The organism is Acetobacter nitrogenifigens DSM 23921 = NBRC 105050, assembly GCF_000429165.1.
Taxonomy (GTDB): Bacteria; Pseudomonadota; Alphaproteobacteria; order Acetobacterales; family Acetobacteraceae; genus Acetobacter; species Acetobacter nitrogenifigens.
This window is the reverse complement of the sequence record NZ_AUBI01000015.1, coordinates 1-25,728: the sequence shown is the minus strand read 5'-3', so window position 1 is coordinate 25,728 and position 25,728 is coordinate 1. Positions and strand designations below refer to the sequence as shown.

Sequence of the window (25,728 nt, the reverse complement as noted above, 5' to 3'; positions counted from 1 at the left end):
CGCTTTTTTCGAGAGCGACGCCGTTGATCTGTCGTCAATGCAGGCAGCGGGCGTGAAGCCACGCCATGCAGGGCCGCGGGGAGTGACGGTTTCTTAAAAATATCCCCCTACCCTCCGCCCCATGACAGGCGACACCGCGAACGCAGCCCATTTCCCTGGCGACCCAACCCTCCACCTCAAGGCCACGGAGTTGCAACTCGCCGGCCAATGCGAAGAGGCGGCGTCAGCATACCAGCGCGCACTCTCTTCGTCGCCGAATGACCCGCGCATCCTCAGCAACTACGGCGGATTGCTTGCAGCGAAAGGCTCTTTCGATCAGGCGTTCATTTTCCTGTCCCGAGCAGTTTCGCTAGCCCCGGATCTGGCCGACGCGTGGTGCAATCTGGGAAACGCACTGCAGCAGATGCAGCGCTATGACGACGCCATCGCCGCTTACGCCCGCTGTCTGCGCCAGAACCCTGAACACACTATGGCCCTCAGCAATCTCGGTGTGGCTCTGGATGCAAAGGGAGAGCACGCAGCCGCGCAAAATTTTCACCGGGTGGCCGTGCGTCTTGCGCCGGACAACCCGGAGAACCACACCAACCACGCATTATCTCTCCTTGCTGCAGGGGATTATCCGGCGGGTCTTGAGGAGTACGAATGGCGCTGGCGTGTCCGCACGACCGAACACCACGGGATATCCGGCCCCACGTGGGACGGGGCGAATTTTGAAGGACGCACGCTGCTTATCCATACCGAAGGCGGTTTCGGCGATATGCTTCAATTCGCCCGGTTCATTCCGCTCGCCAAAGCGCGCCGCGGACGTGTCATCATCCGGTTACGTCCGGAACTTGCGACACTGATCGAACGGTCGACGAAACCAGATCTTGTCGTAACGGAAAGCGACCCCCTGCCCGACTACGACATTCAAATCCCGGCGCTCAGCCTCCCACTGGCCCTAGGAACCACGCTGGAGACGATTCCGTTTCCTGACGGCTATCTCATCATAGATCCAGACAAGGCCGCACGCTGGCGCGAGAAACTTCGGGCCGACGACACACGCCTCGGCTTCATCTCCCCGCCGCTACGCATCGGGTTGGTGTGGGCCGGAGCGCCCCATCGCGGCGTTCGCGACGCCGCTTTTGTCGACCGCAGACGCTCGACGTCACTCCGCACCCTCGCGCCACTCGCCGCCGCCGTTCCACATGCCGTATTCTATAGTCTGCAAATCGGCGAAGCCGCCTCTCAGGCGAAATCTCCGCCGCCTGGCATGTCTCTCATTGATCATACGGCGCTCCTGCACAGCTTCGACGATACCGCCGCCCTGATCTCTCAGCTTGATATGGTCATCGCGGTCGACACCTCGACCGCGCATGTCGCCGCCGCACAAGGCAAACCGACCTGGATGTTGTCCCGTTACGATCAGTGTTGGCGCTGGCTGTCAGGTCGTATCGACTCACCCTGGTACGCCAGCTTGCGCTTGTATCAGCAGGAAACGCCACTTGACTGGTCGGCGCCAATACAAAAAATAGCATCAAATTTGAAAATCTTCAGTCGCAAGCCACAAACAGGAATAGCCGCAGCATAACGAGGCCACTGCTCTAGTCCATGTTAAGTGGCGGTGAGCGTCAACTTGACGGACCGCAGGCGCGAGGAATAAAACTCAAATAAATTCAATATATATAGAATTTTACTTTTCCATATATTTGCGCTCACGTTTTTCCTACGTAACATTACCGCACGAAAAACCACATTTCTTCCGAAAAAGAACATTCTCTGCACTGAAATTTTAGAGCAGGAAATATCGAAATTCTCTGCATTCGCAAAAAGTTAAATTTAATATCGATCAACGCACACATTATAGAAAACGTCGAAACAAACTTAAATTCAGGCAGATATGTTCGATTTAAAAAAATCGTCGTTATATGCCTGAAATCACCGATGGCAATGAAGACCCGCCTCAAACTACGCCTTATTCTCCTCAGATATCCAATACCTCAACAGAGCGGGCGTGCTCCTGAATGAATGCGAACCGCAGTTCCGGCTTACGCCCCATAAGACTCTCCACCCGCTCACGCGTCACAGCGCGGTCTTCCGGCAGAGCGACCACCCGCAACAAGGTCCTACGCGCCGGATCCATCGTCGTTTCCTTCAGATCTCCCGGCGGCATTTCACCGAGCCCCTTAAAGCGCGACACCTCGACCCTGGCGTTGACCTTGAAAGCGCTCTTGATCTTGCGCTCCCGATCGGCGTCATCCATCGCGTAGACTGTTTTGGCGCCTTGCGTGAGACGATAAAGCGGCGGCTGCGCAAGATAGAGGCGTCCCGCACGGATCAATTCCGGAAGTTCGCGATAGAAAAAGGTCATTAACAACGACGCGATATGCGCACCGTCGACATCAGCGTCCGTCATGATGATCACGCGGCCATAGCGGAGCTTGTCGAGATCGAAGCGATCCCCCACCCCGCAGCCCAGCGCCTCGATCAGGTCTTTCAACTCCTGATTTGCTCTCAACTTTTCTGTCGAAGCGCTGGCGACGTTCAGAATCTTGCCACGTAACGGCAGAACTGCCTGAGTTTCGCGATTGCGCGCCTGTTTAGCCGACCCACCCGCCGAATCGCCTTCGACGAGGAAAATCTCAGTCTCTTCCGCCCGTTCGCGCGTACAGTCCGTGAGCTTACCCGGCAGACGCAATCTACGCGTAGCGCTTTTGCGCGGCGTGTCTTTCTGCTCACGACGGCGCAGTCGGTCCTCCGCCCGCTCAACCACGAAAGCGAGAAGGGCATCCGCCTGCGACGGATTTGCCGACAGCCAGTGATCGAAGCGGTCGCGCAGCGCAGTTTCAGTCAGCTTCGACGCTTCTGCGCTCGTCAACTTCTCCTTGGTCTGCCCCTGAAATTGCGGGTCCCTTAGAAACAGAGACAACTGAATGGCGACCGCACCGAGTATGTCCTCGGCGGTGACGATGCTCGCCCGTTTAGCCGAGCGCTGCTCGCCCCAGGCGCGGAAACCTTTGAGCAGCGCCGCCCGGCACCCCGTCTCATGCGTGCCGCCCTGCGGCGTAGGAATGGTGTTGCAGAACGAGACGAAACGCGCCTCACCCGATTCAAGGAAAGCTATGGCCCACTCAACCCTGCCGTTGGAGACGCCATTCGTCTCTGGCAGGTCTGCGTCGCCAGCCCAGATCGGCGCAAGCAACGGCGCCTGCGGGCCAAGCTCGTCGCTAAGGCTGTCCGCGAGACCGCCGGGAAAATGGAGCACCGCCTCTGGCGGCGTAGCGTCGCCTGCCTTGATCAACGCCGGATCGCAAGACCAGCGGATCGTGACGCCCCGAAACAGGAACGCCTTGGAGCGGCACAGCCTGTAGAGACGGGCCGCCTGAAACGCGTGTGCTCCGAAAATTTCGGGATCAGGTTGAAACCGTATCTGCGTCCCGCGCCGGTTCGGTGCGGCGCCGACCTTTTCCACTGGCCCCAGGGGAATTCCGCGTGAGTAGTTCTGCCGCCAGAGTTCCCGATCCTTTGCAACCTCGACCTCAAAGGACGTCGTCAAGGCGTTGACCACGGAGGATCCGACGCCATGCAAGCCGCCCGAGGTCGCGTAAGCCTTGCCCGAAAATTTTCCGCCCGCGTGCAGAGTGGTGAGGATGACCTCAAGCGCCGAGCGATCAGGAAATTTGGGATGAGGATCGACCGGAATGCCGCGTCCGTTGTCACGGACGGTCAGCCAGTTGTCTCTCTCAAGCCGCACATCGATGGTCGTGGCGTGCCCGGCGACCGCTTCATCCATCGAGTTATCGAGGATTTCGGAGGCCAGATGATGAAGCGCCGTCTCGTCCGTGCCGCCAATATACATGCCAGGTCGGCGACGAACCGGCTCCAGTCCTTCAAGAACTTCGATGGCGCTCGCGTCATACTGTTGGGCAGAAGCATCCGCCTTACCGGAGGACGACGCACGCTCGGGGCGGGCCAGCTTTTGCGGGGGAGAACCTGTGGACGAGAAGAGATCGCTCATGCCCGGTCTCTCTCCCGCAACGCAAAATTCGTCAAGAATGGATCACGTCAAAGGCAGTGGATAAATGCCGTGACATGATGCCGAACCCGGTAACTGCGCCGGTCGGAAAGTCGTCACACATTTTCTGCCGGGAACCCTCATCCCGACAGAAGACATGTCAGATGTCAGGCTTTCCGCGTGCTGCGCGCACGACGGCGGCTGTTTGACGTAGCTCGCTCGACAGCCGGCGCCTCGCAGGTTTCGAACGTCGCAGGCTGCACTATATCCTTCGCTTCGGCGTAGTTGGAAAGATCGTGCTCATCGTTGAGCGCCGCGACCTCATCGAACATCGCCATACGCTGGCTGCAGAAAATGGTGCCCGCCTGCAGACCGCGCTCGGACTGTACGTTTGCGAGCTGTGTGATGTAGTCGTCATGCTCGCGCTGGGCCGACTTGCCGTAGGTCGCACGGAAATAGGTGTTCAGCCGATCTTCCTCGGAGAGAAGCCTGGTCCGGAACTTCGCCACAAACGAATTGTAACGTTCCTGCGCATTGCATGACAGCGCCGTCACCATCAATTCACTCTTCAACCCCTGAACGTCGAAGGCTTCATGCGCGGAAGTGCGACCGCAACTGGCTGCCGAAGCCGCCGACCCACAAGCGATCCCCGCAGTGAACAAGGCCGCCACTGCAAGGCGCGGTAAAGCAACAAACATATGTTTCTCCAAGGAGTCGCGACCGCCCGAGGCGATTGTTGCATAGAGGGCGTCGCACGAAACTCAAACCAGCGTGTGAACCAAACCGGGTATATAGCCGTTTTGCAAGACAAATCATGTTTCACACGGCGCCAACAGGAGACCCACCCCTTCGGCGCCCGTCCAGCAGCTTCAAAGCGCCCGCCAGGAGGCGTAAGCCCTGATCGACGCATCTTTCAACCGGAAGCACGATGCTCTACAGCGTGTGTCCCATCGACCACGCGACGACTCGTGGGTCGAATCATCACTGCCGTCCTTAAACAGAATGCGGAGCGTGCGCGTGCGACTGCGAGTTTTTGCCCTTCCTGCGCTGACCGCCGGCCTTCTGGCCGGATGTAATCAGGGCCAGTTGCAGGGCCCGTCCCTCTCCACGCCCGATCCTTTCGGCAACATGAAGCGATCCGCCGTGTGCCAGGTGGCCTCACCGCAGGCTGGTCCGAACGGCGATCAGACGACCACGATGACCGTCCGCAGCGATGACGGCATGTGCGGCCTGACGGTGAGCCAGCCGGGCGGCGGCTCTTACGCTTCGTTCGGCGTCCTCCCGTCTCCCGAGCACGGCAAGGCCTTCCTCTACAATCACGACGGCCTCACACACATCACCTACACGCCGACGCTCGGCTACGCGGGCAAGGATACGTTCGGCGTGATCCTGATCCCGACCTCCGACCAGACCGGCGCGCAAAAACGCCAGAAGCTTACGATCACGGCAACGGCGGACGCGACCGGCGTCGTCATCCCCACCCCGGCCGTCGCGGCGCCGACGCCGAGCAAGAGCAAGGCCGCCCCCAGCAAGCGCCGAACGACCAAAAAGCACGGCTGACGCCGTCAGGCGGGACTTTTCAGTTCCGCCTGCAAGCAGACTGTCTTCCTCGCGAGGCGCCCAGCGTCCTCGCGTTTTTTCTTCAAATCGAGAAACTGATGGGCTCGGCCACCGGGCGCCGCAAGCCGCTGGCCTCAGCGCGCCGCACGAGGTCGTCCAGACTGACCTCCCGCAACGCGCTTACCGTCCTTTCGTCGTGATCCCTCCACACCGGATCGACGACCTTCGCAAACAACGGCCCTTCCGGGCCGTCTTCCTGCTCCGCGTCAGCGTTGACGACGGTCGAGACGATATCCGCCACGGAAATGTCTCGCCGGGGACGCCCAAGCCTGTAGCCGCCGCGCGGCCCACGCACGCTCTCCAGCAAAGCGGATCGGGACAACGCCTGCAGCAGCGGCTCGATGCCACGCCTCGCCAGCCCTGCCCGTTCGGCGATGTCGGCGGCGCTGACCGTGCCGCTCCGGCTGGCGTAGAACGCCACATCAAGCATGATGAGCACTGCAGTGATCGCTCGATCACGTCGCAACAGCATGGCGTCTCCTTTTTGCGGCACAGTCCGGGCCGGACGACCTCGAATCGAGGCGTTTGCGGCAGCGGCGGTCGCATATAGATAATTAAAAATGTAGATAGAAGATTATGTCGGATTATCCACGGTGTCGAGTAGTGCTATGCTGCTTCGCATCGTGAACCAACTTTGGGTGGAGGCGCCATTATTTCAGCCTCCAGTGCCCGTCGCCAAACGACCCTGGGCTTTTCGAAAGGAATTTAGATGGCCAAAACCAACGCCTCACGCTCCGGCGATTTCGGCCTGGCAGCCCCACGGGGTCGAATTTTCGATTCCATCGTCGACGTGGTTGGAGGAACGCCTCTCGTTGGCCTTCCGCGCATGACCCAGGAAGACGGATTGCGCGCGCGCATCCTGCTGAAACTCGAATTCTTTAATCCGCTAGGCTCTGTGAAAGACCGCATTGGCGCAGCGATGGTGATCGCCGCCGAACAGGAAGGCCGCATTCGCCCCGGCAAGACGGTTCTTGTGGAGCCTACGTCAGGCAACACCGGCATCTCTCTCGGTTTCGTCGCGGCGTCACGAGGCTATCGCCTGATCGTAACGATGCCTGAAGGCGCGTCTCTGGAGCGCCGCAAGATGCTGCGCCTGATGGATGCGCAGGTCGAATTGACCCCATCGCGCCTCGGTATGGCGGGCGCCATCGCCAGAGCTCGTGAAATTCTCGACGAAACGCCCGACGCATGGATGCCCGGACAATTCGATAACCCGGCGAATCCACTCGTGCACCAGGAAACGACGGCGCGCGAGATCTGGGAGGATACGGCTGGAGCCGTGGACGTCGTGGTCGCGGGCGTCGGCACGGGAGGCACGGCGTCTGGCGTCGCCCACGCCCTCAAGCAGCTCAAGAAAGACGTGAAAGTGTTTGGCGTCGAACCGGTTGAGAGTGCGGTTCTTAACGGCGATGAGCCCGGCCCACACGGCATTCAGGGTATTGGCCCCGGCTTCTGCCCCAAAACGCTCGATCTGCCCGCTCTGGACGGCGTGCTGACGGTGTCAGAAAGGGAGGCCATCTCGGCTGCCCGCCGCTGCGCCAGAATCGACGGCGTGCCAATTGGAATATCGTCCGGGGCGGCCTTGCACGCAGCAACGCAACTTGCCCGTGAGGCTGAATACGAGGGCAAAACCATCGTCGCGATCGCACCCTCCTTCGCGGAGCGCTATCTGTCGACGTCCCTGTTCAACGGCCTTTGAAACAGTCGCCACGGCCCCACAAAGGGGGCCGTGGCTGTCCAGGCGTCAGCGAAGTATAATTTCGACGCGACGGTTCTGCGGCTCGCGCGTGTCAGCCGCCGTCTGAACCAATGGATGCGACTGTCCATACCCGTGGACGTCGATCACCGATCCCGCCACGCCATCGCGCACCAGTTCCGCCTTGACGGCGTCCGCACGGCGCATTGACAGCGCCATGTTGTATTTCTCACCGCGCGCACCCGGATGAGCGGCGGAGTTGTCCGTGTAACCCGACACTTCAATCCGCGTCACCGTCGTATGCACCGACGCCTGCGCGGCCACCGCCACAATTGAGCGGGCCCGAGCAGTAAGTTCGGATCGATCCCAATCGAAGAACACGAGGTAGGTCCTTGCCGCAGCCGGCGTCGGCGCAGGCATGACTTCCGGCGCGGGCGGCGGGGGCGGCGGCGCCGGATTGAACTCGTAACGCAGGCCCAGCATCAGAGAGTGATTAAAGTCCGTGACGGTGTCACGATGCCCCGAGGCGAAGCTGTATTCCTTGGAAACGTCGCGCCCGCCGACCGTGCCCCACGCCGTCGCGCCATGAGATTGCGGGCCGAGCATGGTCCAGAATCTGTACTCCGCCGTAGCGGACAGACCGACCACCCATGGTATCGGCATCGAAAGACCAAAGATGCCCTGATAGGTGAACGCGCCGTAAGTGCCGCCAATATGCTGCGCAAACGTGTTGCCTGGCGCAGTGACCGACGTATTCATCGCCGTCCAGCCATAACCGACGCCCGCGCCGAAATAGGGGAACAGCCAGCTCTTGCCGATATCCAGATCGAACAGCGCGTTCGCCATCGCTCCATAGGTCTGACGCCGTCCGTCGGCGCGCCCCTGCACGCCGCCGGACACGAAGCGATCGTAACCCATGTTGCGGTAATTGCCTTCGATCTCGACACGGAAACCGTTGCCCAGACCGTAGCCGATCGACCCGATCCCTACCGCGCCGGTTTTCCAGCGATCGCGACCGTCCGGGAACATGGAGCTCGATCGAACGCGCTGATCCTGATTGAAGGTCGCGCCGCCTTCGCCCGCCACATACAGCCCCTGCACGGGCTGAGCCAACGCTGCGGAAGGCAGAGCGGCGACGGTGAGCGGCGCAGACAGGATCGATCCTGCGAGAAACCCGTAACGCAGTCTCATCTGGTTCTCCTCATCCCGCCGGCTCGACCGCCGGCTACGCCGCGCCCCACAGGGCATCGCGACTGTATCTGTTCATCGTTTCGCATTCTATTTGCCGAAAGTGACGGATCGCGCAACTCACCGAGCCTGCGCCAATGCGTCCCCCTTGTCACGACATCGCCCGCCGATCGTCGCCCGCACTCATCGAGCACGACGCCAAGATAGCGCTCCGCAACCGAAATCAACGCGATCAAGCCCGATTGGTCGCAACGTTCGATTGCCCACGCCTCATAATACACGAGCCTCGAATGGCGGGGTCAAATCATCGCTCTCGAACTCAAGAACCCACAAATCCGGATCCCGAGCCACCTGCCGCGCGACATAAGCGTCAGCGTCCGCCGCGGGCACAGGCTCCGCCCCGGTGCCGCGCATCCACGCCCGCTCTCCATCCGGCGTGCGAGTCTGCGTCAACACGACCGAGCCGCCGCTCCGATCAACCAGCACCGCCAGCACGCCGCCCGCATCCTCGTCCCCACGCCGCAACCGCATGGCGGAGCGACCACCTTGCGCCGCAGTTCGCAGCGCAGCGCTGACCCATAAACCTGTCTTAAGTCGTGCTTCCGTCACGCCCCTACTCCTTCGGCGCCGCCGTCTGCGTCCCTTCGGGAACCATCTCCAAAGCCGCGCGATAAGCCGTCCGGTCGCCAAGAAGCACCCGGGCCTGATCGAGATCATTATCTCCGCCAAGCGCGGCCGGACAGGCCTTGCGGATGTCGAGCAATTGCGAAACGCTGTCCGGCAGACGAACCTCTCGCGATCGCACAACGCTACGGGAATCAAGCGCCCGTCCTGCACGCAAGGCGTCCATCTGCCGCTGCGCGTCCGCTGCGCCGCGGCTGGTGCATATCTGGGGCATCACGCCCAGCCCCTGTAGAGGCCAGCCCAACGGGGCGATGACGCGGCTCCATGTCACGAACAGCTCTCCGCCATCGGGCAACTGCGCCACCGTCTGCACGAGCCCCTTGCCCAGCGTCGCGCTGCCGATGACGACGGCCCGTCGATGGTCCGACAACGCAGCCGCAAGAATCTCAGCCGCGCTCGCCGTGCGTCCGTCGACGAGAATTGCAATCGGCGCGCCGTTCGTCATGTCGCCGCCCTGAACCGCCCAGATATGATTCGATTGCGGATCTCGCCCCTGCGTCACGACGGCGACGCCCCGATCCATCAACAGCGCCGCCGCCGTGACCGCCTGCTGCAGCACGCCGCCACGATTACCCCGCAGATCGATGACCAGACCACGCATTCTTCCGTCCTGCGCCGCCTGGTCGAGATACTGGCTCATCTCCTCCGCCGTGTCCGATGAGAAGGAGGTGATTCGCAGCACCACGAGCGGATCGCTGGCGAACGCAAACACAGTCTCCGGAGGCACCTGCGCACGCCGCAGCGACACGTTGCGAGCGGCCCCACCCAACGGCGGAGCCAGTCGCAACGTCACGACAGAGTTCGGCGCGCCGCGCAAGGACTGCTCGATCTCCGCCGGAGCCCGACCCGCAACGCTCCGCCCGTCTACGCTGATCAGACGCTCGCCAACATCAACACCCGCAGGCCATGCAGGTCCGTTCGCGTTGACCGCTGTGACGATGACCTCGCGCTCGTGACGCGCCCGCCTCCTTCCGCCAGAGGAAACCGTCGTGTCTTCGCCCAGCGAGACACCAATCTCACCATCGCCGCCGCTGCGCTCCTCCCGATCAGTCTTCGCTGGCGCAGGACCGACATAACGTGAGTAGGGATCAAGATGATTGAACAACTCGTCGAAAAAACTCTGGACCACCCCATCGGCATGCGCGGCGCGTATCGTGTCGGACTGGGTCCATGCGTTCGCCAGCAGCGCGGTGTCCAGTTCCGCCCAGCCGCGCAGGTCTCCTTCGGCGGGTTCGTCGCGGCTGAGCGTCACCGTTTGCCCGGAGAGCAGAGTCACGGCGTGACCACGTTCCTCCACATGCAGCCCCGGATCCAGCGCGCTGACGCCGCCCAGGCCCCAGAGACTGAACTCCCTCGCCGTATGTGGGGCCAGCGTGCGCGAGGAAAGAAACTCCATGGCGGTCAGCAGGACTGAACGCGTCATCGGCACGTCAAGATCGGCCTGTGTGGTCGGCGACGTGTCCGGCGCGGCGGCGGCGAGCCACACGAGCATAAGCGGCGCCAGGACGGAGGCCGCGCCTCCGCGTCTGCTTGGCGACCGCATGACCGAAACCCGTCGGAACAACGATGGAGAAATCGAGACTCTCCGACGCGATCCCAGTTCACCCGCGACTTGCCCGGCCGCAACGCCTTCGCAGACACTCGATTTACAGCTCATCCATCTGTGCGACACGAACGACACGATCATGAACTGACGGCCACAAGAGAGAACCTGCATCGCGCGGTGACCGGGTCGACGCTGCTCAAACGCACGCGCACGGCCATTCCCTTTGCAAGACGCAAAGGACAGGACAGGCCTGAAACTGTGTCTTCCCTTCCGGGCGCGCCAGAACGCAAGGCGACGCGAGTGATCGAATCCGGCATATCGTGATCGTGCAACGCTGTTTCGTCGATCAACAGACCGATTGCGCCAGTGTCCGTCAACGTGACCAGATATCCTGACGGGGTCTCGCCGGACACATGACCGTCGAGCGATGCGCCCAACAAACCTGCCAGATGGAAGACGATCAGCCTCTCCTCCGCGTCACGCGCCGCGCCTGCGCTTCTCGCTTCGCTTAAACGAAGATGACTCGCGAGCGCCGTTCTCGATTCCAACGTGTCTTTCCCGCAACGGTTCGCCCTGCCGTCGAGCACGCGATGACAAAGCAGGTCCGCATAGCGGCGGATCGGACTGGTGACATGCGCGTACTCGTCCAGCGCCAGAGCGGCATGGGGGGCTGGCGACGCACTATATCGCGCAGCGGCGAATCGCTGCGCCTCTCTCCCCGCGTCAGCATCCGGAATCGGTGGATTGACGCGAAACAGGCCCGGCGCCGCGCAACGACGCATGATCCGCGCCGCCGCATGATTCGCGACCGTCATGAAGGATTCGATCAATCGATGGCTGTCCAGACGCGGCGCAACGCGAACCGAAACGCACCCGGAGAGTGGATCGAACGTCACCTTGCGTTCCTGCCGTTCCACAACGCGGACCCCGCGCGCGACCGCGGCGGAGCGCAACGCGTCATGTGCGGCAAACAACGCGCCCAACAACGCCGTGACGTCACTTCCGGGCGCGGCCCCTGCCATCGCTCCGTCGTGCATTTCCTGCGCCTGTTCGTAAGTCAGCCGCGCGCGACTGCGCATGACCCCGCTTGCGATCCGCGCCTCGCCAGCGTGCCCCTGAATGTCGATCGGAATCTCGAACACCACGCAGAGACGATCCGCGTCTGGACGCAGCGAGCACAAATCGTCGGAGAGGCGCGGCGGCAACATCGGAACCACCAGTCCCGGCAGATAAACGGAATGTCCCCTCTCACGCGCTTCCCGATCAAGCACACCACCGGGTCGAACGTAATGCGCGACGTCGGCGATAGCGATCCGCAAGAGAAAACCGTCACCATCGCGCGCGGCCCAGACGGCGTCGTCGAAATCACGTGAATCGGCGCCGTCGATCGTCACGAAGGGCGTATCTCGATAATCTACGCGCCCATCGGCCAGTGCGGCGGCAGCATCGACGTCGCCAAACGCCTCCGCCTCGGTCATGGCCTCGTCAGAGAACCCGGCGGGCAGCCCGTGTTCATACAGGCTCATCGACGTCAGAACCGCCGGATCGTTGGCATAGCCAAGAGTAGCGAGAAGACGTGCGCGACCGCCCCGTCCGGAAGCGCCGGAGACCGGCTCCGCCACTGCGACGACAGCATCCCCGACGTCCCCGGACGAACCTGCTTCAACGCTCCAGAGCCCCGCCCTTCCGGCATCGAGGGTCAGTCGGTCCTCCCCGGACGAAGCGCTCAGGCGCCCGACCAGACGGCGGACGTCGCAGGTGCGAAGCGTGCGCCCTTCGAACCGGCCGGCGCCGAGTTTGCGAAGACGCGCCAGCACTTTGGCGCCCGGCGTAAGTGGCGGTCGCCCGGGCTGCTCCGGCGTCATGAAAATGACGGCTTCACGCTGGGCTCCCGCACGCCCCTCTCCCGTCGCTCGTTCAGGATCGAGAAACCGTGCGATCGGGCGATCGTTGCGATCAAATCCCGTCACGACGACGTACGCCGTGTCGGGCAAATCCCTCACGCCGCGTATGCGTTCCGCCAGGTCCGAACTGGCGAACGCGCCGTCCAACGCCATGTCATGCAGCAGGGTGCGGAGCGCAACCTTGTGGCCCGGCCCCAACCCTAATGCGCGCAACAAATCGCCCGGACCGAGTGCGCCTTCGGTCCGAGCCAGAACCTGCAACACGGCCTCACGCCCCGGTTTCGGGGAAGAGACCGCGGCGGAGCGCTGCGGCTGGTCGCTCAGTCGGCCTTCGCAGTTTCGGAAGAAGAAGCCTTCGCCGTCGCCTTGCGCTTGGCAGGAGCTTTCGCCTTCGCGGCGGGCTTCTTTGTCGCAGACGCAGCCTTGCCAACAGCCTTGGCCGCTGTTTTACGCGGAGCCTTCGCTTCAGCGTCGTCGGACGTCTTCGCAGACGCCTTGGGCTTCGCCTTGGCCCCCTTCTTCGCTCCAGCCTTGCCCTTCGGCTTCAGGGGCTTGCCCTTCTCGACCAGCAATTCGACGGCGCCCTCGAGCGTGGTGTCGTCCATGCTCTCGCCGCGCGGCAGATTCGCCACCACTTGGCCATGCTGGACATACGGCCCGAACCTGCCCTTGCGGACGATTACCGGCTCACCGTCCTTCGGATGAGCGCCAAGCGTACGAACCGACGCCAGCTTCTTGGCGAGAACGTCCACGGCCCGATTGAGCCCGACGCTCAGCACGTCGTCGTCCTTGTCAAGCGACCCGTAGATAGCGCCCATCTTCACATAGGGCCCGAAACGTCCAAGACCGGCCTCGATGGACTCGCCGAATTCCGGGTGGACGCCAACGATGCGCGGCAGCCCCAGCAGGCCGACTGCCTGTTCCAGCGTGATGGAATCGCCATCGAGCCCGCGCGGCAGCGACGCCCGCTTCGGCTTCGCCTTCTTGTCCGCCGGGTCGGGCTCGCCCTGCTGGACATAGAGCCCCCAGGGCCCCCGCTTGACTGTGATATCTTCGCTCGTGACAGGATGCTGGCCCAGAAGCCGCATGCCGTCCTTGAGGCTGTCACCGCCCTCGCCCTCGCCGCCATCGACGGCCAGACGGCGCGTGTATTGGCATTCAGGATAATTCGAGCAGCCAATGAACGCGCCGTAGCGCCCCAGTTTAAGTCCCAGCCGTCCCGACCCGCAGGCGACGCAGCGGCGCGCATCCGCGCCATCCGGCTGCGGCGGGAAGAAATGCGGCCCAAGGTCTCGGTCCAGCGCGTCGATCACGTCCGTGATCGTCAGTTCCTTCGTCTGCGCGACCGCCGCCGAGAAGGCATCCCAGAACGCGCTCATCACGGCGCGCCAGTCCGCGCGTCCGCCAGAGATATCGTCGAGTTGCTCCTCCAGCCCGGCCGTGAACTGCGTGTCCACGTAGCGTTCGAAGAATGACACGAGGAACGCCGTGACCAGACGCCCGCGGTCCTCCGGCACGAAACGCCGGTTCTCCAGTCGCACGTAGTTGCGATCGCGCAGCACGGTCAGGATCGACGCGTAGGTGGAAGGACGGCCGATGCCGATCTCCTCCATCTTCTTGACCAGAGAGGCTTCCGAATAACGCGGCGGAGGTTGGGTAAAATGCTGCTCGGCCGTCACGTCCCCGCGTTTGAGGGGGTCGCGTTCGGCCATCGGCGGCAGCATGCGGCTTTCGTCGTCGGCGGCCTTGTCCGTCTCGTCCCGACCTTCGGAATACAGCTTCAGGAAGCCGTCGAACGCAACGATGGAACCGGTGGCGCGCAAGGTCGCGCGCCCTGCGCCGTCGGCGATGTCCACAGCCACCTGATCGAGTTCAGCCGACTGCATCTGGCTGGCGACCGCGCGCTTCCAGATAAGCTCGTACAACCGACGCTGGTCGTCGTTAAGATAACGAGCCATGGACGCAGGCGTGCGGCTGACATCTGTCGGACGCACGGCTTCATGCGCTTCCTGTGCGTTCTTGGCCTTCGTCGTGTAGACACGCGGCTGAGGCGGCACATAATTCGCACCAAAGTCCGATCCGATGTGACGGCGAATGTCAGCGATGGCGTCATTCGCCATCGTGACGCCGTCAGTTCGCATATATGTGATCAGGCCGACGGTCTCTCCGCCGATGTCCATGCCTTCATAAAGCTGCTGCGCCGTGCGCATCGTCCCCTGCGCGCCCATACCAAGCTTGCGGGACGCTTCCTGCTGCAGGGTTGACGTGGTGAACGGCGGCGGCGGATTGCGGCGGACCTTCTTGCGTTCGACGGAGCGAACGGAGAACGTCCCGGCTGCGACCGCGTCACGCGCGGCATGGGCCTGCTCTTCCGTCGCAAGGTCGAACTGCTCCAGCTTCTTGCCGTCGAGGTGCGTCAGGCGCGCGGTGAACGGAGCGCCTGCGGGCGTCATGAACGTCGCGCCGACAGTCCAGTATTCACGGGCCTTGAAGACCTCGATCTCGGCTTCGCGCTCGCAGATCAGGCGCAGCGACACCGACTGGACGCGACCCGCGCTCTTCGATCCCGGCAGCTTGCGCCACAACACGGGAGAGAGCGTGAAGCCCACGAGGTAATCGAGCGCGCGACGGGCCAGATAGGCTTCGATCAGCGGTAGGTCGAGATCGCGCGGATGCGCCATCGCCTCCTTGATCGCGCCCTTCGTGATCTCGTTGAATGTCACGCGGCGGACATGCACGCCCTCAAGCGCCTTGCGCTCGGCCAGCATCGCCTGCACATGCCAGGAAATCGCTTCGCCTTCGCGATCCGGGTCAGTCGCCAAATACAGTGTGTCAGCGCCCTTCAGAGCCTTTACGATCGCCGCGACCTGCTTCTGACCGCGCTCATCGGCCTGCCAGTCCATGGCGAACCCCTCTTCGGGACGAACCGAACCGTCCTTGGGAGGCAGATCGCGGACATGGCCGAACGACGCGAGAACCGTGTAGCCATCCCCGAGGTACTTGTTGATCGTCTTAGCCTTGGCGGGCGATTCAACCACGACGACGTCAGTCATTGTCACTCCGGGCCAGCGTGCGAGCGGGTCTGTTCATCAGTCCGCGGCAGGCGGCGTCAAAAGAATAACGCTCCCTCCGGGAAGGATTTCAGCCCGCCCGGCGAGTTCGAGTTCGGCCAATGCTGAAAGCACGACCGAGACGGAGAACTGGCAGCGCCCAACCAGATCGTCAACCGGGACGGGAGCGTACGACAGCAGCGACAGCACCCTCTCCCGCGCCTTGTCAAGATCGGCGTCCACGATGGCGCTCCCTTCAACGCCTGGCGCTCCCCACGCAGACGGCCGCTCCGCAAATCCGCCAAACCGCGCGCCGCCCGCTTTGGACGCGTTCCGGAGACAGGGCAGGATATCGTCGATCCCCTCCGCCAGCCGCGCGCCATTGCGGAGCAGGTTATTGCTGCCCCTGCATCGCGGATCGAGAGGCGAACCGGGAACGGCGAAAACCTGTCGGCTATACGCATCGGCCAGTTTTGCGGTGATCAGGCTACCGGAGTGAAACGCCGCCTCGACAACCACCGTCCCGAGACTGAGCCCGGCGATGAGCCTGTTACGACGCGGAAAATGCCTCGCCTGAGGCGTCGTCCCCAACGGCGCTTCCGTCACGACCGCGCCGCCCTCGGCGATCCGACGCTGCAACGCCGCATGTTCCTGCGGGTAGACGATATCCAGACCACCCGCGATCGCAGCCACCGTGCCGCCCCATTCAGGAAAGGGTCGCCCCGCAAGAGCGCCCGCATGGGCCGCGCCGTCGATCCCTCGGGCAAGCCCGGAGACGACCGTCATGCCCGCCTGAGAAAGTTCGGTCGCCAGACTCTCGGCAAAGCGCATGCCCGCCGCCGACGCATTGCGCGCGCCCACAATCCCGACCCCGCCCGAAGCGAGGCACGCCGACGACCCCAGCACGGACAGGATTGGCGGGGTGTCAGGCAATTCGGCCAGAAGCGGCGGGTAGTCCGGGTCGAACAGCGTCACCATCCGCCCGCCGAGCTTCACCACACCTTCTATTTCGCGCTCGACCACATCCTGATCCGGAATCGCCAATGGCGCGCGTCGCCCTCCCCGTTTCGCCCGTTCCGGCAGAGCCGCCAGCGCGTTCGTTGCAGAACCGCATTCGTCCATAAGCCGCCGCCATGTGACCGGCCCGACGTTTTCGGTTCGAAACAGTCGTAAAAGCGCGGGAAGATCGGGATTCATCAGGCAGTCATTCATAGAGGGGGACTGGTGAGACGAACCATGCGGCCAGAGCGTTGTCCAGATCGCAAAGAACTGAATTACATCCCGCGACACCGCCTGCACGTATTTTTAGGCCTCGCGACGCATATCGACAGAACACGACACTGCTCGAAACACACTCGCAGCGCAGACTGGAATGCTCGCCACGATTACTCTGCGTCATGACTACGTCCACTATTAGCGGCGACGGGCGCCATCTCCATCTACCTTGACTATGATCTGCCCCCCCCGAGAAACCACCGACCGCACAGCGCATTTCCCACGACATTAGGATAGCCGGCGCTCGAGAGAGGCGTGGGATGGTCATCCCTTGGCCAACGCTTCCCAATTTCATCGCAACTGCACAGCCTTGGAAATTGGCGTAGCCGCTTTCATCGAAAGCGAACCGCCCGAATATAAACGGTGACGCCCGCTGCGCATTGCAGCTTTGCCCATTCATCTGAAACATCAAACATGAGTCTTTAAATACTGAAAAGCCCTGCTGAACTCATTTACTGCTTCGACTTCAAATGCGCCGTTCCGCGTTTTCGCTGCGCGATCACGCTTTCCGGAAAACGCACCGGCTATCATGACCCGGCCTCCGTGGCGGCCAGTTTCGAAAGCCCCCCGCCGCAGTTCAAGCGCGTTGCCGTCGCTAATCAGGGCAATAACTGGCGCAGTTCCAAGCGCCAGCACAAGTCGCGGTCGGACAAAAGCCAGTTCCATGTCGAGCCACCACAAGCAGTGTTCGATCTCAGCCCTGTCCGGCGCCAGGGGAATCCTCCGCCCATCTTCAGGCCTGAACTTGAAATGTTTGACCGCAGTGGTGACGTAAATCTCCGAAAAATCGAAGCCCGCGCCAGTCGTCAATTCACGCAGCGCGGCGCCGAACTCGCCATCCAGGAGCTCCCCCGTCAAATCTTCCCGATCGCCAGGCTGATCCGTGACGATCATCAAGGAGGCGTTCTCGGGACCCACGCCCCAGACAGTCTGAGTGGCCATTTCGCACAAGGAACATCTACGACACTGCCGGGAAGAACGCTTTGCATCTTTTAAATTTTTCGGATTTTCTTCAATTTTTTCCATTGAGTTTCGATAACGCGTGGATATTATCGCTGCGCCGGGGCGGGACGCGCTTGCGCCTGCTTCACGCATTCGAGCAACGCGCTCTTCTGCTTCGGCGAGCATAGAAGGAATCAATCGGGTCTCAGGAAGGTTTTTCCAATATTTTTTTGGCATTTCCGAACGCATGGCATTCATTTTTATACGGGCCGGATTAAATATATTTGCAAAATAGGTCGCCCACAGCTCTTCCGAAGCATCCGCAGGCAGTGGAGGCTTGCGTCCCCCCGTATGGTAGCTGATCACCCCCCCTTCAAACCGGGCTGTCAGTCGCGGCGTCGCGATCATCCAGTCCATGTCAGCGAAGCGCTTCATAAAAAAATGGCTTCCCGGCTCGAGAATATAATGCTCCGGCTCGAACCAGGCAGCGAAACGACGACGACCTGGTGACGGCAGTTCGTGAAATCGCACAAACGCGTGCATCTTATGGATGTCGCGTCCCACCGATTTAGCCAAAAGGTGTAGCCTTCGCCCCAGAACGTCCGACTGGGACAAAGGATCGCCATCACGAAGGCGCAGCCGCCAAAGCGCCTTGTAAAGAAACGCAAATCGTTCCGGATCGGAATTCCAGACCACCGATTCCGAGAGTTTCAAAAAGTTCTTCGTTACGTTTACGTTATGCGGACCCACAGCCTCCGGAATCGCCCGCGGCGTGAAAAGACCGGGCCGCCCGGACCAATCGATATCGTCCGGCGGCACGTGATGACTCATCAGCAATCGGGCGACGTTGCGCCACGCGACAAAGGTCCCCCTCTCAGGTAAAGACGGTGCGTAAATCACAAGAGTTTCATCTGCTCCGGTTTCGCCGCGAAAAAGCTCGGTAGAGTCGCACTGTCGATAAGCCCGGTTGGTCGCCACCCCGGAAGCACGACAAAGGAACGCGCCTTCTTCACCGAGGCGCCTATACGCACGAGGTCTTCATATCGGAGAGAACGGTTTCGACGCGCTGCGATCAGGCGGTCCACCGTACGAACGCCGAAACCCGGAACACGCAACAACATCTCCCGCGACGCCCGGTTGACATCCAGCGGAAAGAGACCGCGATGCTGCAACGCCCAAGCCAACTTTGGGTCTATCGCCAGATCAAGGTTCCCGTCACGCGCTCCCGTAGCAATTTCATCTGCGGTGAAGCCATAAAACCTGAGTAGCCAGTCAGCTTGATACAGACGGTGCTCACGCATCAACGGCGGCTTGACCAACGGCAACGCTGCCGATGAGTCCGGTATCGGGCTGAATGCCGAGTAATAAACCCTGCGCAACCGATATCCTGTGTAAAGCCGTGATGCACTGTTCAAAATAGCGACGTCGTCCGTATCATCGGCGCCGATAATCATTTGCGTACTTTGCCCGGCAGGCGCGAATTTTCGTGCCAACCGTCCCGTATGGCTCTTCTCTTTGGCAGCTTCACCCTCAAGACGCATTTGCGCCATCGTGGCTCTTATCGTCTCCGGCCGTTTTTCAGGCGCAAGTCGGCGAACACTACGATCTTGTGGCAGCTCGACGTTGATCGACAATCTATCTGCGTAAAGTCCCGCCTCTCGAATGAGCTCGGGCGAAGCATCCGGGATTGTCTTGAGATGAATGTAACCTCTGAACGCGTGGATATCGCGAAGAGAGCGCGCAATACGCACCATATCGCTCATCGTCTGGTCGGAAGAGCGAATAATCCCCGACGAGAGAAACAATCCTTCGATATAATTCCGCCGATAAAACTCCAGAGTAAGATCGACGACCTCATCTACGGAGAACCGCGCACGCTCAACGTTGCTACTGACTCGATTTATACAGTAAGCGCAATCGAAAATACAAAAATTTGTCATCAGTATTTTCAGCAGAGAAATGCAGCGCCCGTCCGGGGTGTAAGCGTGACAGATGCCGCTGCCGCCTGATGACCCCAAGCCACCTTTGCGCGAGTCCCGCTTCTCCCCTCCACTGGAGGCGCAAGACGCATCGTATTTCGCCGCATCCGACAGGATTGCGAGTTTGTCGCGCAAAGAAATTCCCACCATGCCTGGACGCTATACGTTCACTATATGTTCGTCAATATTCCTCTCTTCGAGAGCGCGCATACCCCCACAGTCGAACTGAGACTCCGCCCCTCTGCCAAGGCTTCGACGACACCGTTCAGATGCGTCCTTCACTACTCCTGATACCGGAGGAAACCGTGATAATGTGAGGCTTACGGCGTTTGCTGCAACTGCGACCCGCCGGGTATGGGCAGAAGATCCATTTTCGATGCTACTGCCGATTTTTTTGAGTAAACGGCGATCGACGAAAACTTTTAGCTTTCGTCCGTCATCCTTCCTTGGGCGTGACGCAAGCCAATCAATTTCAGCGTCGCCACGTTTTTGATATCGCCCCTCGAAATCTGAATAAAAATTTTGAAATTTACATCAGATATTCATACAAACACCAACACACTATAGACATATATCACTTCATCTTACAAAACAAACAGAAAGACTATCTATTGTACTACAATTCCTGTTTGATGGCGGTGATGCTTTCTCAATTTCATAAACTTCAAGACTATCCTCGCTCTGCACTTTCTCTGGCTTGATTGAACAATCCAGCGCATTCGAGGGTCGTGATGTATAAAATGTATTGAGAGTTAGTCTTCGTTCGGAAGCCAGACGAAATAAATTCACGATAGCGCTTTGATGATCCCCCCAAAGATCCAATCCGCATTCATACAGGGGATAAATTGAGAGTTTCTTCTTTTTCTCCATTAGCAACCGCAGCGCCCTTGTAGACGCCCCTTCATCCGGAGTCGCCCTCAATAAACTTCGCGCCTCCCGTCTGAGATCATGCGTATCTGTGATTTGCAGAGATACTGCGGCCGATAAAAGCAATACTGCTATCGGTGGGGAGAGAAAACGCGTCGCTCGAACGCCAAAAATCAAAAGAAAATACCCAACAGGCCAAAAAAAACGTCCACTCGCACGAAACATGCCTGAAAACGGAATATGAGCGTCAGTGGCCCAAACCTTGAAACCTCCAACCCATCCCTCAGTGCTTGCGGCGAACAATATCAGCGTCACAGCAAGGACCGGAACACCTGTGTGCCGCCGCCATACCAGTCGCGTTGGCCGAAGCACCGCCGCTACAAGCAACAGCGCCCAGAGTCCTGCCCCTAACCATGCGTACCCCTCAAAAGACTGCTCCGGTCGCGCATAAGTAAGTGGCGGAATCCACTCCATGAGCGTCGAATGCATGGGCCATATCGGCGCAAGCAGATTGAGAGAGAATACGCCATACCCACCAGCATCCGACTGCGAGCGGAAATATCCCAGACTCCAGGCTAGAAAAGCGCATATAGTCGCGGATGCACCTACAGACGCCAAGGGCGCCCACCAGAACGATAAGCGCCGACCCAGCATCGAGAGTGACGTAGCAAGAATAACCGCCGCCGCCATCGCCAACAGATACGGATGAACCAGCAAGGTCACAACCAGCAGTGCGACCGAATACCAAAATGCCCTTATCGGATTGGTAAAAAAATAAAAATATAAAGCAATGGAAAAAAGTATTACAAACTGTCCCATAAGAGTCACATGTATTGCCCGCGCAAGGAAAAAGGGCATGCATGCGGCCATCACGCCGCCGACTAATAAAGCGGAACTTCTGCGTTCGCCCGAAGCGATCAAAGCGACTATCGCCGATAATGGCTGGAGAAAAAAAGAAACTGCGAACCAAAGACCGATTGTCGTAAACCACACAGGCAAAAAGGGATAAAGAACCTTCGCGGGCAACGTGATTATTGGCGTTGCGTCCACCATCGCTATCGAAAGGCCTTCAGGCGGCGTTATCAGACGCGTATCAAGCAATGGCCAACGAAAGTGGTCACGAAAGTAATACCGTTGCCCAACGGCGTTCTGGATTCCATCCATCCACGCAGGCATATCGTCTGGCCCCATAGGCCACAGCAAACGCAACGGCGTCATGTAGATCGCAAAAAGGGCGCTCATGACGACGGCGCAGGCCATCGTCAGTCCGAATTTTCTTTCACTCAAAAAATCGCGAATCTTATTTCTCCGCAAAATTTCAAGCCTCATCAACACGTATAATTTCGAAACCAGATAAACGTTATTTAAAATACGGGAGAGCGCGTCAATTCTCCGCCAGAGCCTGCCTGCTCGCCCGAACGCGCGTAACACGCCGGCCCTCCATCTCCAGCACCTCGAACAACCAGCCCGAAAACACCACTTTGTCGCCTACCGCCGGAACGCGGCGCAGGAGCGCGAGGATCAGACCGCCGAGCGTGTGATAATCTCCCTCCCCCGGCAATTCACCGAGATCGAGACGATCTTTCACCTCATCCGCTGGTTCGGATCCTTCCAGCACCAGCATATCGCCAGCCTTGGCTTCAAGGCGTGTATGCTGGCCATGGTCGCTCACCTCACCCACGATGGCGTCAAACAGGTCTGACGCGGTCACGATACCCTCGAACGACCCGTATTCATCCACGACCAGCGCGATGCCGAGCGGGATCGAACGCATCCGCTCAAGCATGTCGAGCGCCGAGATCGTGTCCGGCACTACGACCGGCTTGCGTAGCCCCGCCTCTATGGAAACCGGCATACCGTCGAGAAGCCGGTCGAGCATGTCACTCGCCAGAATGACCCCGACCGGATTGTCGACGCCTCCCTCGCAGACGACCAGGCGCGAATATGTTGTCTTGCGCAGTTCAGTTATCAACGCCGCGCGCCCCGCATGGCGCTCGATCCAACTGATCTCGTTGCGTGGCGTCATGATCGCCCGAACTGGACGGTCGGCCAGTCGTAGCAGACGCTCGATCATCGTCCGCTCTTCGTGCTCCAGCACCCCCGACTGCGCGCCTTCGGCGAGAACCGCTTTCAGTTCCTCTTCGGTCAGGGCCTGCTTGCTGGCTGGCGGCACCCTCATCAGGCGCAACACAAGATTGGAGGAGAGCCGCAGCAACAGGACGATCGGCCGCGCGACAGTGGCGAGTATTTCCAGCGGCAGAGACAGGGTCGCCGCGATCTGCTCCGGACGTCTTAGCGCCAGCTGCTTGGGCACCAGTTCGCCAAGAACCAGCATCAACCCCGTGATCGCCACCACAACGACGACCATCGAGATATCGGAGGCGAACGGCGCGATAGATGGGAAACCGGCGAGCCAGGGCGTCAGCGACGCTTCGATCTTCACGCCGCCAAACGTGCCTTCGAGAATCGACACCAGCGTCATGCCGATTTGCACTGTTGGCAGAAAACTTTGCGGATCGTCGGCAAGTCGAAGCGCCCGGTCGGCCCCACGCACTCCGTTCCGCTCCATCAGGACGAGCTTTGGCCGTTTTACGGAAATAAGCGCCAATTCCCCCATGGCGAACACCGCGTTGAGCAGCACGAGTAGGAGAATCACAAGGATCGAGACAGTCATGAAGTCCGTTCGGAGGCCTGTAGCCATGGAGGAGCCGCAGATCGGCGCGGCGGGTTCGGGAAATAAAAAAGGGTGGAACCGACCGGTTCCACCCTTTTTCTATAACACATGGTCGAAATGACCCAAGGCTCAGTCAGCGGCGTCCACAGGAACAGCTTCCTCGGCCTGCGCGCTTGCGCCGGAAACCGTCGTCACACGCGGCGGCTTCGCTGGCTTCTTGCGAGCGGCAATGTCTTTCATCTTCTCTTCGACGTGCTCGGCGTAGACGTATTGAGCCGGGCGCTGGTTTGCGAGAGAGATTTCCGGCGCCATCGGCTTCTCGGTTTCCGGTCCGAAAAGCGCGACCTTCGCGATGTGCCAAGGGCGACGCACGGCGTCCATGACGGCCGTAGACTCATAACCCGAATGAACCATGCAGTCGGCGCACTTTTCATAGTTGCCGGTGCCGTAGTCGTCCCACTTCGTGTCGCTCATCAACTCGTCGAAGGTCTTCGCGTAGCCTTCGCCAAGCAGATAGCAGGGGCGCTGCCAGCCGAAGACCGTGCGCAGCGGCTTGCCCCACGGCGTGCAATGGTATGTCTCGTTGCCCGCGAGAAAGTTGAGGAACAGCGGCGACTGCGTGAAGCGCCACTTCTTCCCTTTGCCCAGACGGAAGATGTCGCGGAACAGTTGCTTTGTCTTCTGGCGGTTCAGGAAGTGCTCCTGATCCGGCGCCCGCTCATAGGCGTAACCCGGAGCGGTCATGATGCCATCCACGCCCATCGCCATGACTTCGTCGAAGAATGCGGCGACGCGCTTCGGATCGGCGCCGTCGAACAGCGTGCAGTTGATGGACACGCGGAACCCGCGAGCCTTCGCCTTGCGAATCGCTGCGACGGCGCGGTCGTAAACGCCGTCCTGGCAGACGGACGAATCGTGCATCGCCTGATCGCCGTCGAGATGCACGTCCCAGGAAAAGAACGGATCCGGCTTGTAATCGTCGAGCTTCTTTTCCAGCAGCAGCGCGTTCGTGCAGAGATAAACGTATTTCTTGCGCGCCAGCAGGCCGCTCACGATCTCGGGCATCTCTTTATGCAGGAGCGGTTCACCGCCTGCGATCGCGATGACGGGCGCGCCGCATTCGGCGTCTGCGTCAAGACATTCCTGCACGCTCAACCGCTGATTCAGAATCGCGGCCGGGTAGTCAATCTTGCCGCAGCCAGCGCAGGCCAAGTTACAGCGGAACAACGGCTCCAGCATAAGTACGAGAGGATAACGCTTCCGCCCCGAGATGTGCTGTTTGACAACGTATCCGCCGACCCGGACGGCCTGCATTATGGGTACCGCCATTACGCTCTAGCTCCTAAGTGCGGAAAACCGCCGACTACCTGACACATGCCGGAACAATATGGCTATGCCGGAGAAAAATAATAGAAAAGCTCGTGTGGTTCAGACTTGCGGACGACACATGGCGCGCCTGCGAATATCAACGGGCGCTGTTGCGCGTTATCCCGACGCTATAGGATAGTCCCGTTCGTCCTCTCAAGTCCTGATCGACATTTTGTTGCAAGGACAACACACTCGACGATCGTTTCACAATCCACGCTTGCCAGACGCCCTTAACACTAACAACAGAAGGAACGGTACGAAAGCCGCCCTTTTTCGCTCCCGGCGGCGCGCGACCGACGTTTCTCCCAACGGAAGCGCGGATCGCCTTAGGGACGCGAAGTTTTATCCGGATATCCGCGCGTCTTGCGCGGCCGGAGAAGCAACGACGGATGATATCCCCATGACAGATGGCGCCAAAGCCACAAGGACTCCGGAAAAAACAGAGCGCACGCGTATCCGCCCCCCCACTGTGGGTCGTTTTCCGTTGTTGGACCGTGTTGATGTTCCTGTTGACCTACGGAACCTGTCGATTGAGCAGCTGAAGCAGGTTGCGGACGAGCTTCGTTCGGAGACCGTGGACACGGTTTCGACGACGGGCGGTCATTTCGGGTCGTCGTTGGGCGTCGTGGAGCTGACGGTTGCGATCCACGCGGTGTTCGACACGCCGGACGACCGCGTGATCTGGGACGTGGGGCACCAGACCTACCCGCATAAGATCCTGACAGGCCGTCGCGAGCGCATCCGCACGCTGCGCCAGCCGGGCGGGCTGTCGGGCTTCACGCGCCGCTCGGAGAGCGAATACGACCCGTTCGGCGCAGCCCACTCCTCGACTTCGATCTCCGCAGGCCTGGGCATGGCGGTCGCGCATCACCTGCGCGCCGGGGACGATCCGTCCTACAGGGAACGCAACGTCATCGCGGTGATTGGCGATGGCTCGATCT

The 25,728-nt window shown here is 60.5% G+C and carries 18 protein-coding genes and 1 pseudogene; 5 read left to right on the top strand and 14 right to left on the bottom strand.

Annotated elements, in window-relative coordinates; translation table 11 throughout:
- Positions 1–121 precede the first annotated feature (121 nt).
- The gene (locus G442_RS22570; protein WP_084440632.1) at positions 122–1,570 is read left to right on the top strand and encodes a tetratricopeptide repeat protein; all 1,449 of its coding nucleotides are present in this window, start codon (positions 122–124) and stop codon (positions 1,568–1,570) included.
- Between the two features lie 393 nt (positions 1,571–1,963).
- Here the strand turns inward: G442_RS22570 and parE are convergent, their stop codons facing one another.
- Both parE and G442_RS0114825 read right to left on the bottom strand, forming a co-directional pair.
- Positions 1,964–3,997 carry a DNA topoisomerase IV subunit B gene (parE, locus tag G442_RS0114830; RefSeq protein ID WP_026398623.1) on the bottom strand — a complete coding sequence of 678 codons (2,034 nt, stop codon included), beginning with the start codon at positions 3,995–3,997 and terminating at the stop codon, positions 1,964–1,966.
- Positions 3,998–4,161: 164 nt separating this feature from the next.
- Complete coding sequence (locus tag G442_RS0114825; protein ID WP_026398622.1) at positions 4,162–4,692, bottom strand: hypothetical protein; 531 nt, start codon at positions 4,690–4,692, stop codon at positions 4,162–4,164.
- Positions 4,693–5,011: 319 nt separating this feature from the next.
- On the opposite strand from G442_RS0114825, the gene G442_RS22565 reads away from it, so the two are divergent.
- Positions 5,012–5,554, top strand: coding sequence for a hypothetical protein (locus tag G442_RS22565; RefSeq protein WP_035376729.1), 543 nt, complete (start codon positions 5,012–5,014; stop codon positions 5,552–5,554).
- Positions 5,555–5,636: 82 nt separating this feature from the next.
- On the opposite strand, the gene G442_RS0114815 is transcribed toward G442_RS22565, so the two are convergent.
- Positions 5,637–6,086: an RrF2 family transcriptional regulator gene (locus tag G442_RS0114815; protein WP_026398621.1), complete on the bottom strand. Its 450-nt coding sequence runs from the start codon at positions 6,084–6,086 to the stop codon at positions 5,637–5,639.
- A 237-nt stretch (positions 6,087–6,323) separates the two neighbouring features.
- Between G442_RS0114815 and cysK the strand changes: the two genes are divergently transcribed.
- Positions 6,324–7,313, top strand: a complete 990-nt coding sequence (gene cysK, locus G442_RS0114810) for a cysteine synthase A (RefSeq protein ID WP_026398620.1) — start codon at positions 6,324–6,326, stop codon at positions 7,311–7,313.
- Between the two features lie 45 nt (positions 7,314–7,358).
- On the opposite strand, the gene G442_RS0114805 is transcribed toward cysK, so the two are convergent.
- The 3 genes and pseudogenes from G442_RS0114805 to G442_RS22560 all read right to left on the bottom strand — a co-directional run.
- Positions 7,359–8,501 (bottom strand): OmpA family protein, encoded by a 1,143-nt coding sequence (locus tag G442_RS0114805; RefSeq protein WP_026398619.1) that lies wholly within the window; start codon positions 8,499–8,501, stop codon positions 7,359–7,361.
- Positions 8,502–8,768: 267 nt separating this feature from the next.
- The gene (locus G442_RS0114800) at positions 8,769–9,107 is read right to left on the bottom strand and encodes a DUF1491 family protein (protein ID WP_026398618.1); all 339 of its coding nucleotides are present in this window, start codon (positions 9,105–9,107) and stop codon (positions 8,769–8,771) included.
- A gap of 4 nt (positions 9,108–9,111) precedes the next feature.
- Positions 9,112–10,659, bottom strand: a pseudogene (locus G442_RS22560) (S41 family peptidase); the annotation flags it as partial.
- On the opposite strand from G442_RS22560, the gene G442_RS26690 reads away from it, so the two are divergent.
- Positions 10,577–10,876, top strand: a complete 300-nt coding sequence (locus G442_RS26690) for a hypothetical protein (protein WP_456303710.1) — start codon at positions 10,577–10,579, stop codon at positions 10,874–10,876. The pseudogene G442_RS22560 and the gene G442_RS26690 overlap by 83 nt on opposite strands.
- Here G442_RS26690 and G442_RS22555 read toward each other — a convergent pair.
- From G442_RS22555 to hpnH, 8 genes are all read right to left on the bottom strand, one after another.
- Positions 10,866–12,896 carry an RNB domain-containing ribonuclease gene (locus G442_RS22555; RefSeq protein ID WP_051292371.1) on the bottom strand — a complete coding sequence of 677 codons (2,031 nt, stop codon included), beginning with the start codon at positions 12,894–12,896 and terminating at the stop codon, positions 10,866–10,868. The genes G442_RS26690 and G442_RS22555 overlap by 11 nt on opposite strands.
- Before the next feature lie 56 nt (positions 12,897–12,952).
- On the bottom strand, positions 12,953–15,685 hold the full coding sequence (gene topA, locus G442_RS0114780) for a type I DNA topoisomerase (protein ID WP_026398617.1): 2,733 nt from the start codon (positions 15,683–15,685) through the stop codon (positions 12,953–12,955).
- Positions 15,686–15,721: 36 nt separating this feature from the next.
- Complete coding sequence (dprA, locus tag G442_RS0114775) at positions 15,722–16,879, bottom strand: DNA-processing protein DprA (RefSeq protein ID WP_026398616.1); 1,158 nt, start codon at positions 16,877–16,879, stop codon at positions 15,722–15,724.
- A gap of 486 nt (positions 16,880–17,365) precedes the next feature.
- Positions 17,366–18,877 carry a TIGR03915 family putative DNA repair protein gene (locus tag G442_RS22550; protein ID WP_211229153.1) on the bottom strand — a complete coding sequence of 504 codons (1,512 nt, stop codon included), beginning with the start codon at positions 18,875–18,877 and terminating at the stop codon, positions 17,366–17,368.
- Positions 18,796–20,025, bottom strand: coding sequence for a putative DNA modification/repair radical SAM protein (locus G442_RS0114765; RefSeq protein ID WP_371863418.1), 1,230 nt, complete (start codon positions 20,023–20,025; stop codon positions 18,796–18,798). The genes G442_RS22550 and G442_RS0114765 overlap by 82 nt, the downstream gene beginning before the upstream one ends.
- A 432-nt stretch (positions 20,026–20,457) precedes the next feature.
- Entirely contained in the window at positions 20,458–22,176 is a 1,719-nt protein-coding gene (locus tag G442_RS25205) for a DUF6311 domain-containing protein (protein WP_146882537.1), read from the bottom strand.
- Positions 22,130–23,419, bottom strand: coding sequence for a hemolysin family protein (locus tag G442_RS0114750; RefSeq protein ID WP_026398614.1), 1,290 nt, complete (start codon positions 23,417–23,419; stop codon positions 22,130–22,132). Before G442_RS0114750 ends, G442_RS25205 begins: the two co-directional genes overlap by 47 nt.
- Positions 23,420–23,548: 129 nt before the next feature.
- Positions 23,549–24,748: an adenosyl-hopene transferase HpnH gene (hpnH, locus tag G442_RS0114745; RefSeq protein ID WP_026398613.1), complete on the bottom strand. Its 1,200-nt coding sequence runs from the start codon at positions 24,746–24,748 to the stop codon at positions 23,549–23,551.
- A 439-nt stretch (positions 24,749–25,187) separates the two neighbouring features.
- Here hpnH and G442_RS22545 point away from each other — a divergent pair.
- Positions 25,188–25,728 (top strand): 1-deoxy-D-xylulose-5-phosphate synthase N-terminal domain-containing protein (locus tag G442_RS22545; RefSeq protein WP_035376719.1); only part of this gene is annotated, 541 nt, incomplete at its 3' end.

Excerpts from the sequence above, each read along its gene's own strand:
- G442_RS22570 (WP_084440632.1), top strand. The coding sequence starts at position 122 with ATGACAGGCGACACCGCGAACGCAGCCCATTTCCCTGGCGACCCAACC.
- parE (WP_026398623.1), bottom strand. The coding sequence starts at position 3,997 with ATGAGCGATCTCTTCTCGTCCACAGGTTCTCCCCCGCAAAAGCTGGCC.
- cysK (WP_026398620.1), top strand. The coding sequence starts at position 6,324 with ATGGCCAAAACCAACGCCTCACGCTCCGGCGATTTCGGCCTGGCAGCC.
- G442_RS0114825 (WP_026398622.1), bottom strand. The coding sequence starts at position 4,692 with ATGTTTGTTGCTTTACCGCGCCTTGCAGTGGCGGCCTTGTTCACTGCG.
- G442_RS0114750 (WP_026398614.1), bottom strand. The coding sequence starts at position 23,419 with ATGACTGTCTCGATCCTTGTGATTCTCCTACTCGTGCTGCTCAACGCG.
- G442_RS0114815 (WP_026398621.1), bottom strand. The coding sequence starts at position 6,086 with ATGCTGTTGCGACGTGATCGAGCGATCACTGCAGTGCTCATCATGCTT.
- topA (WP_026398617.1), bottom strand. The coding sequence starts at position 15,685 with ATGACTGACGTCGTCGTGGTTGAATCGCCCGCCAAGGCTAAGACGATC.
- G442_RS26690 (WP_456303710.1), top strand. The coding sequence starts at position 10,577 with ATGGCGGTCAGCAGGACTGAACGCGTCATCGGCACGTCAAGATCGGCC.
- dprA (WP_026398616.1), bottom strand. The coding sequence starts at position 16,879 with ATGAATCCCGATCTTCCCGCGCTTTTACGACTGTTTCGAACCGAAAAC.
- hpnH (WP_026398613.1), bottom strand. The coding sequence starts at position 24,748 with ATGGCGGTACCCATAATGCAGGCCGTCCGGGTCGGCGGATACGTTGTC.
- G442_RS0114805 (WP_026398619.1), bottom strand. The coding sequence starts at position 8,501 with ATGAGACTGCGTTACGGGTTTCTCGCAGGATCGATCCTGTCTGCGCCG.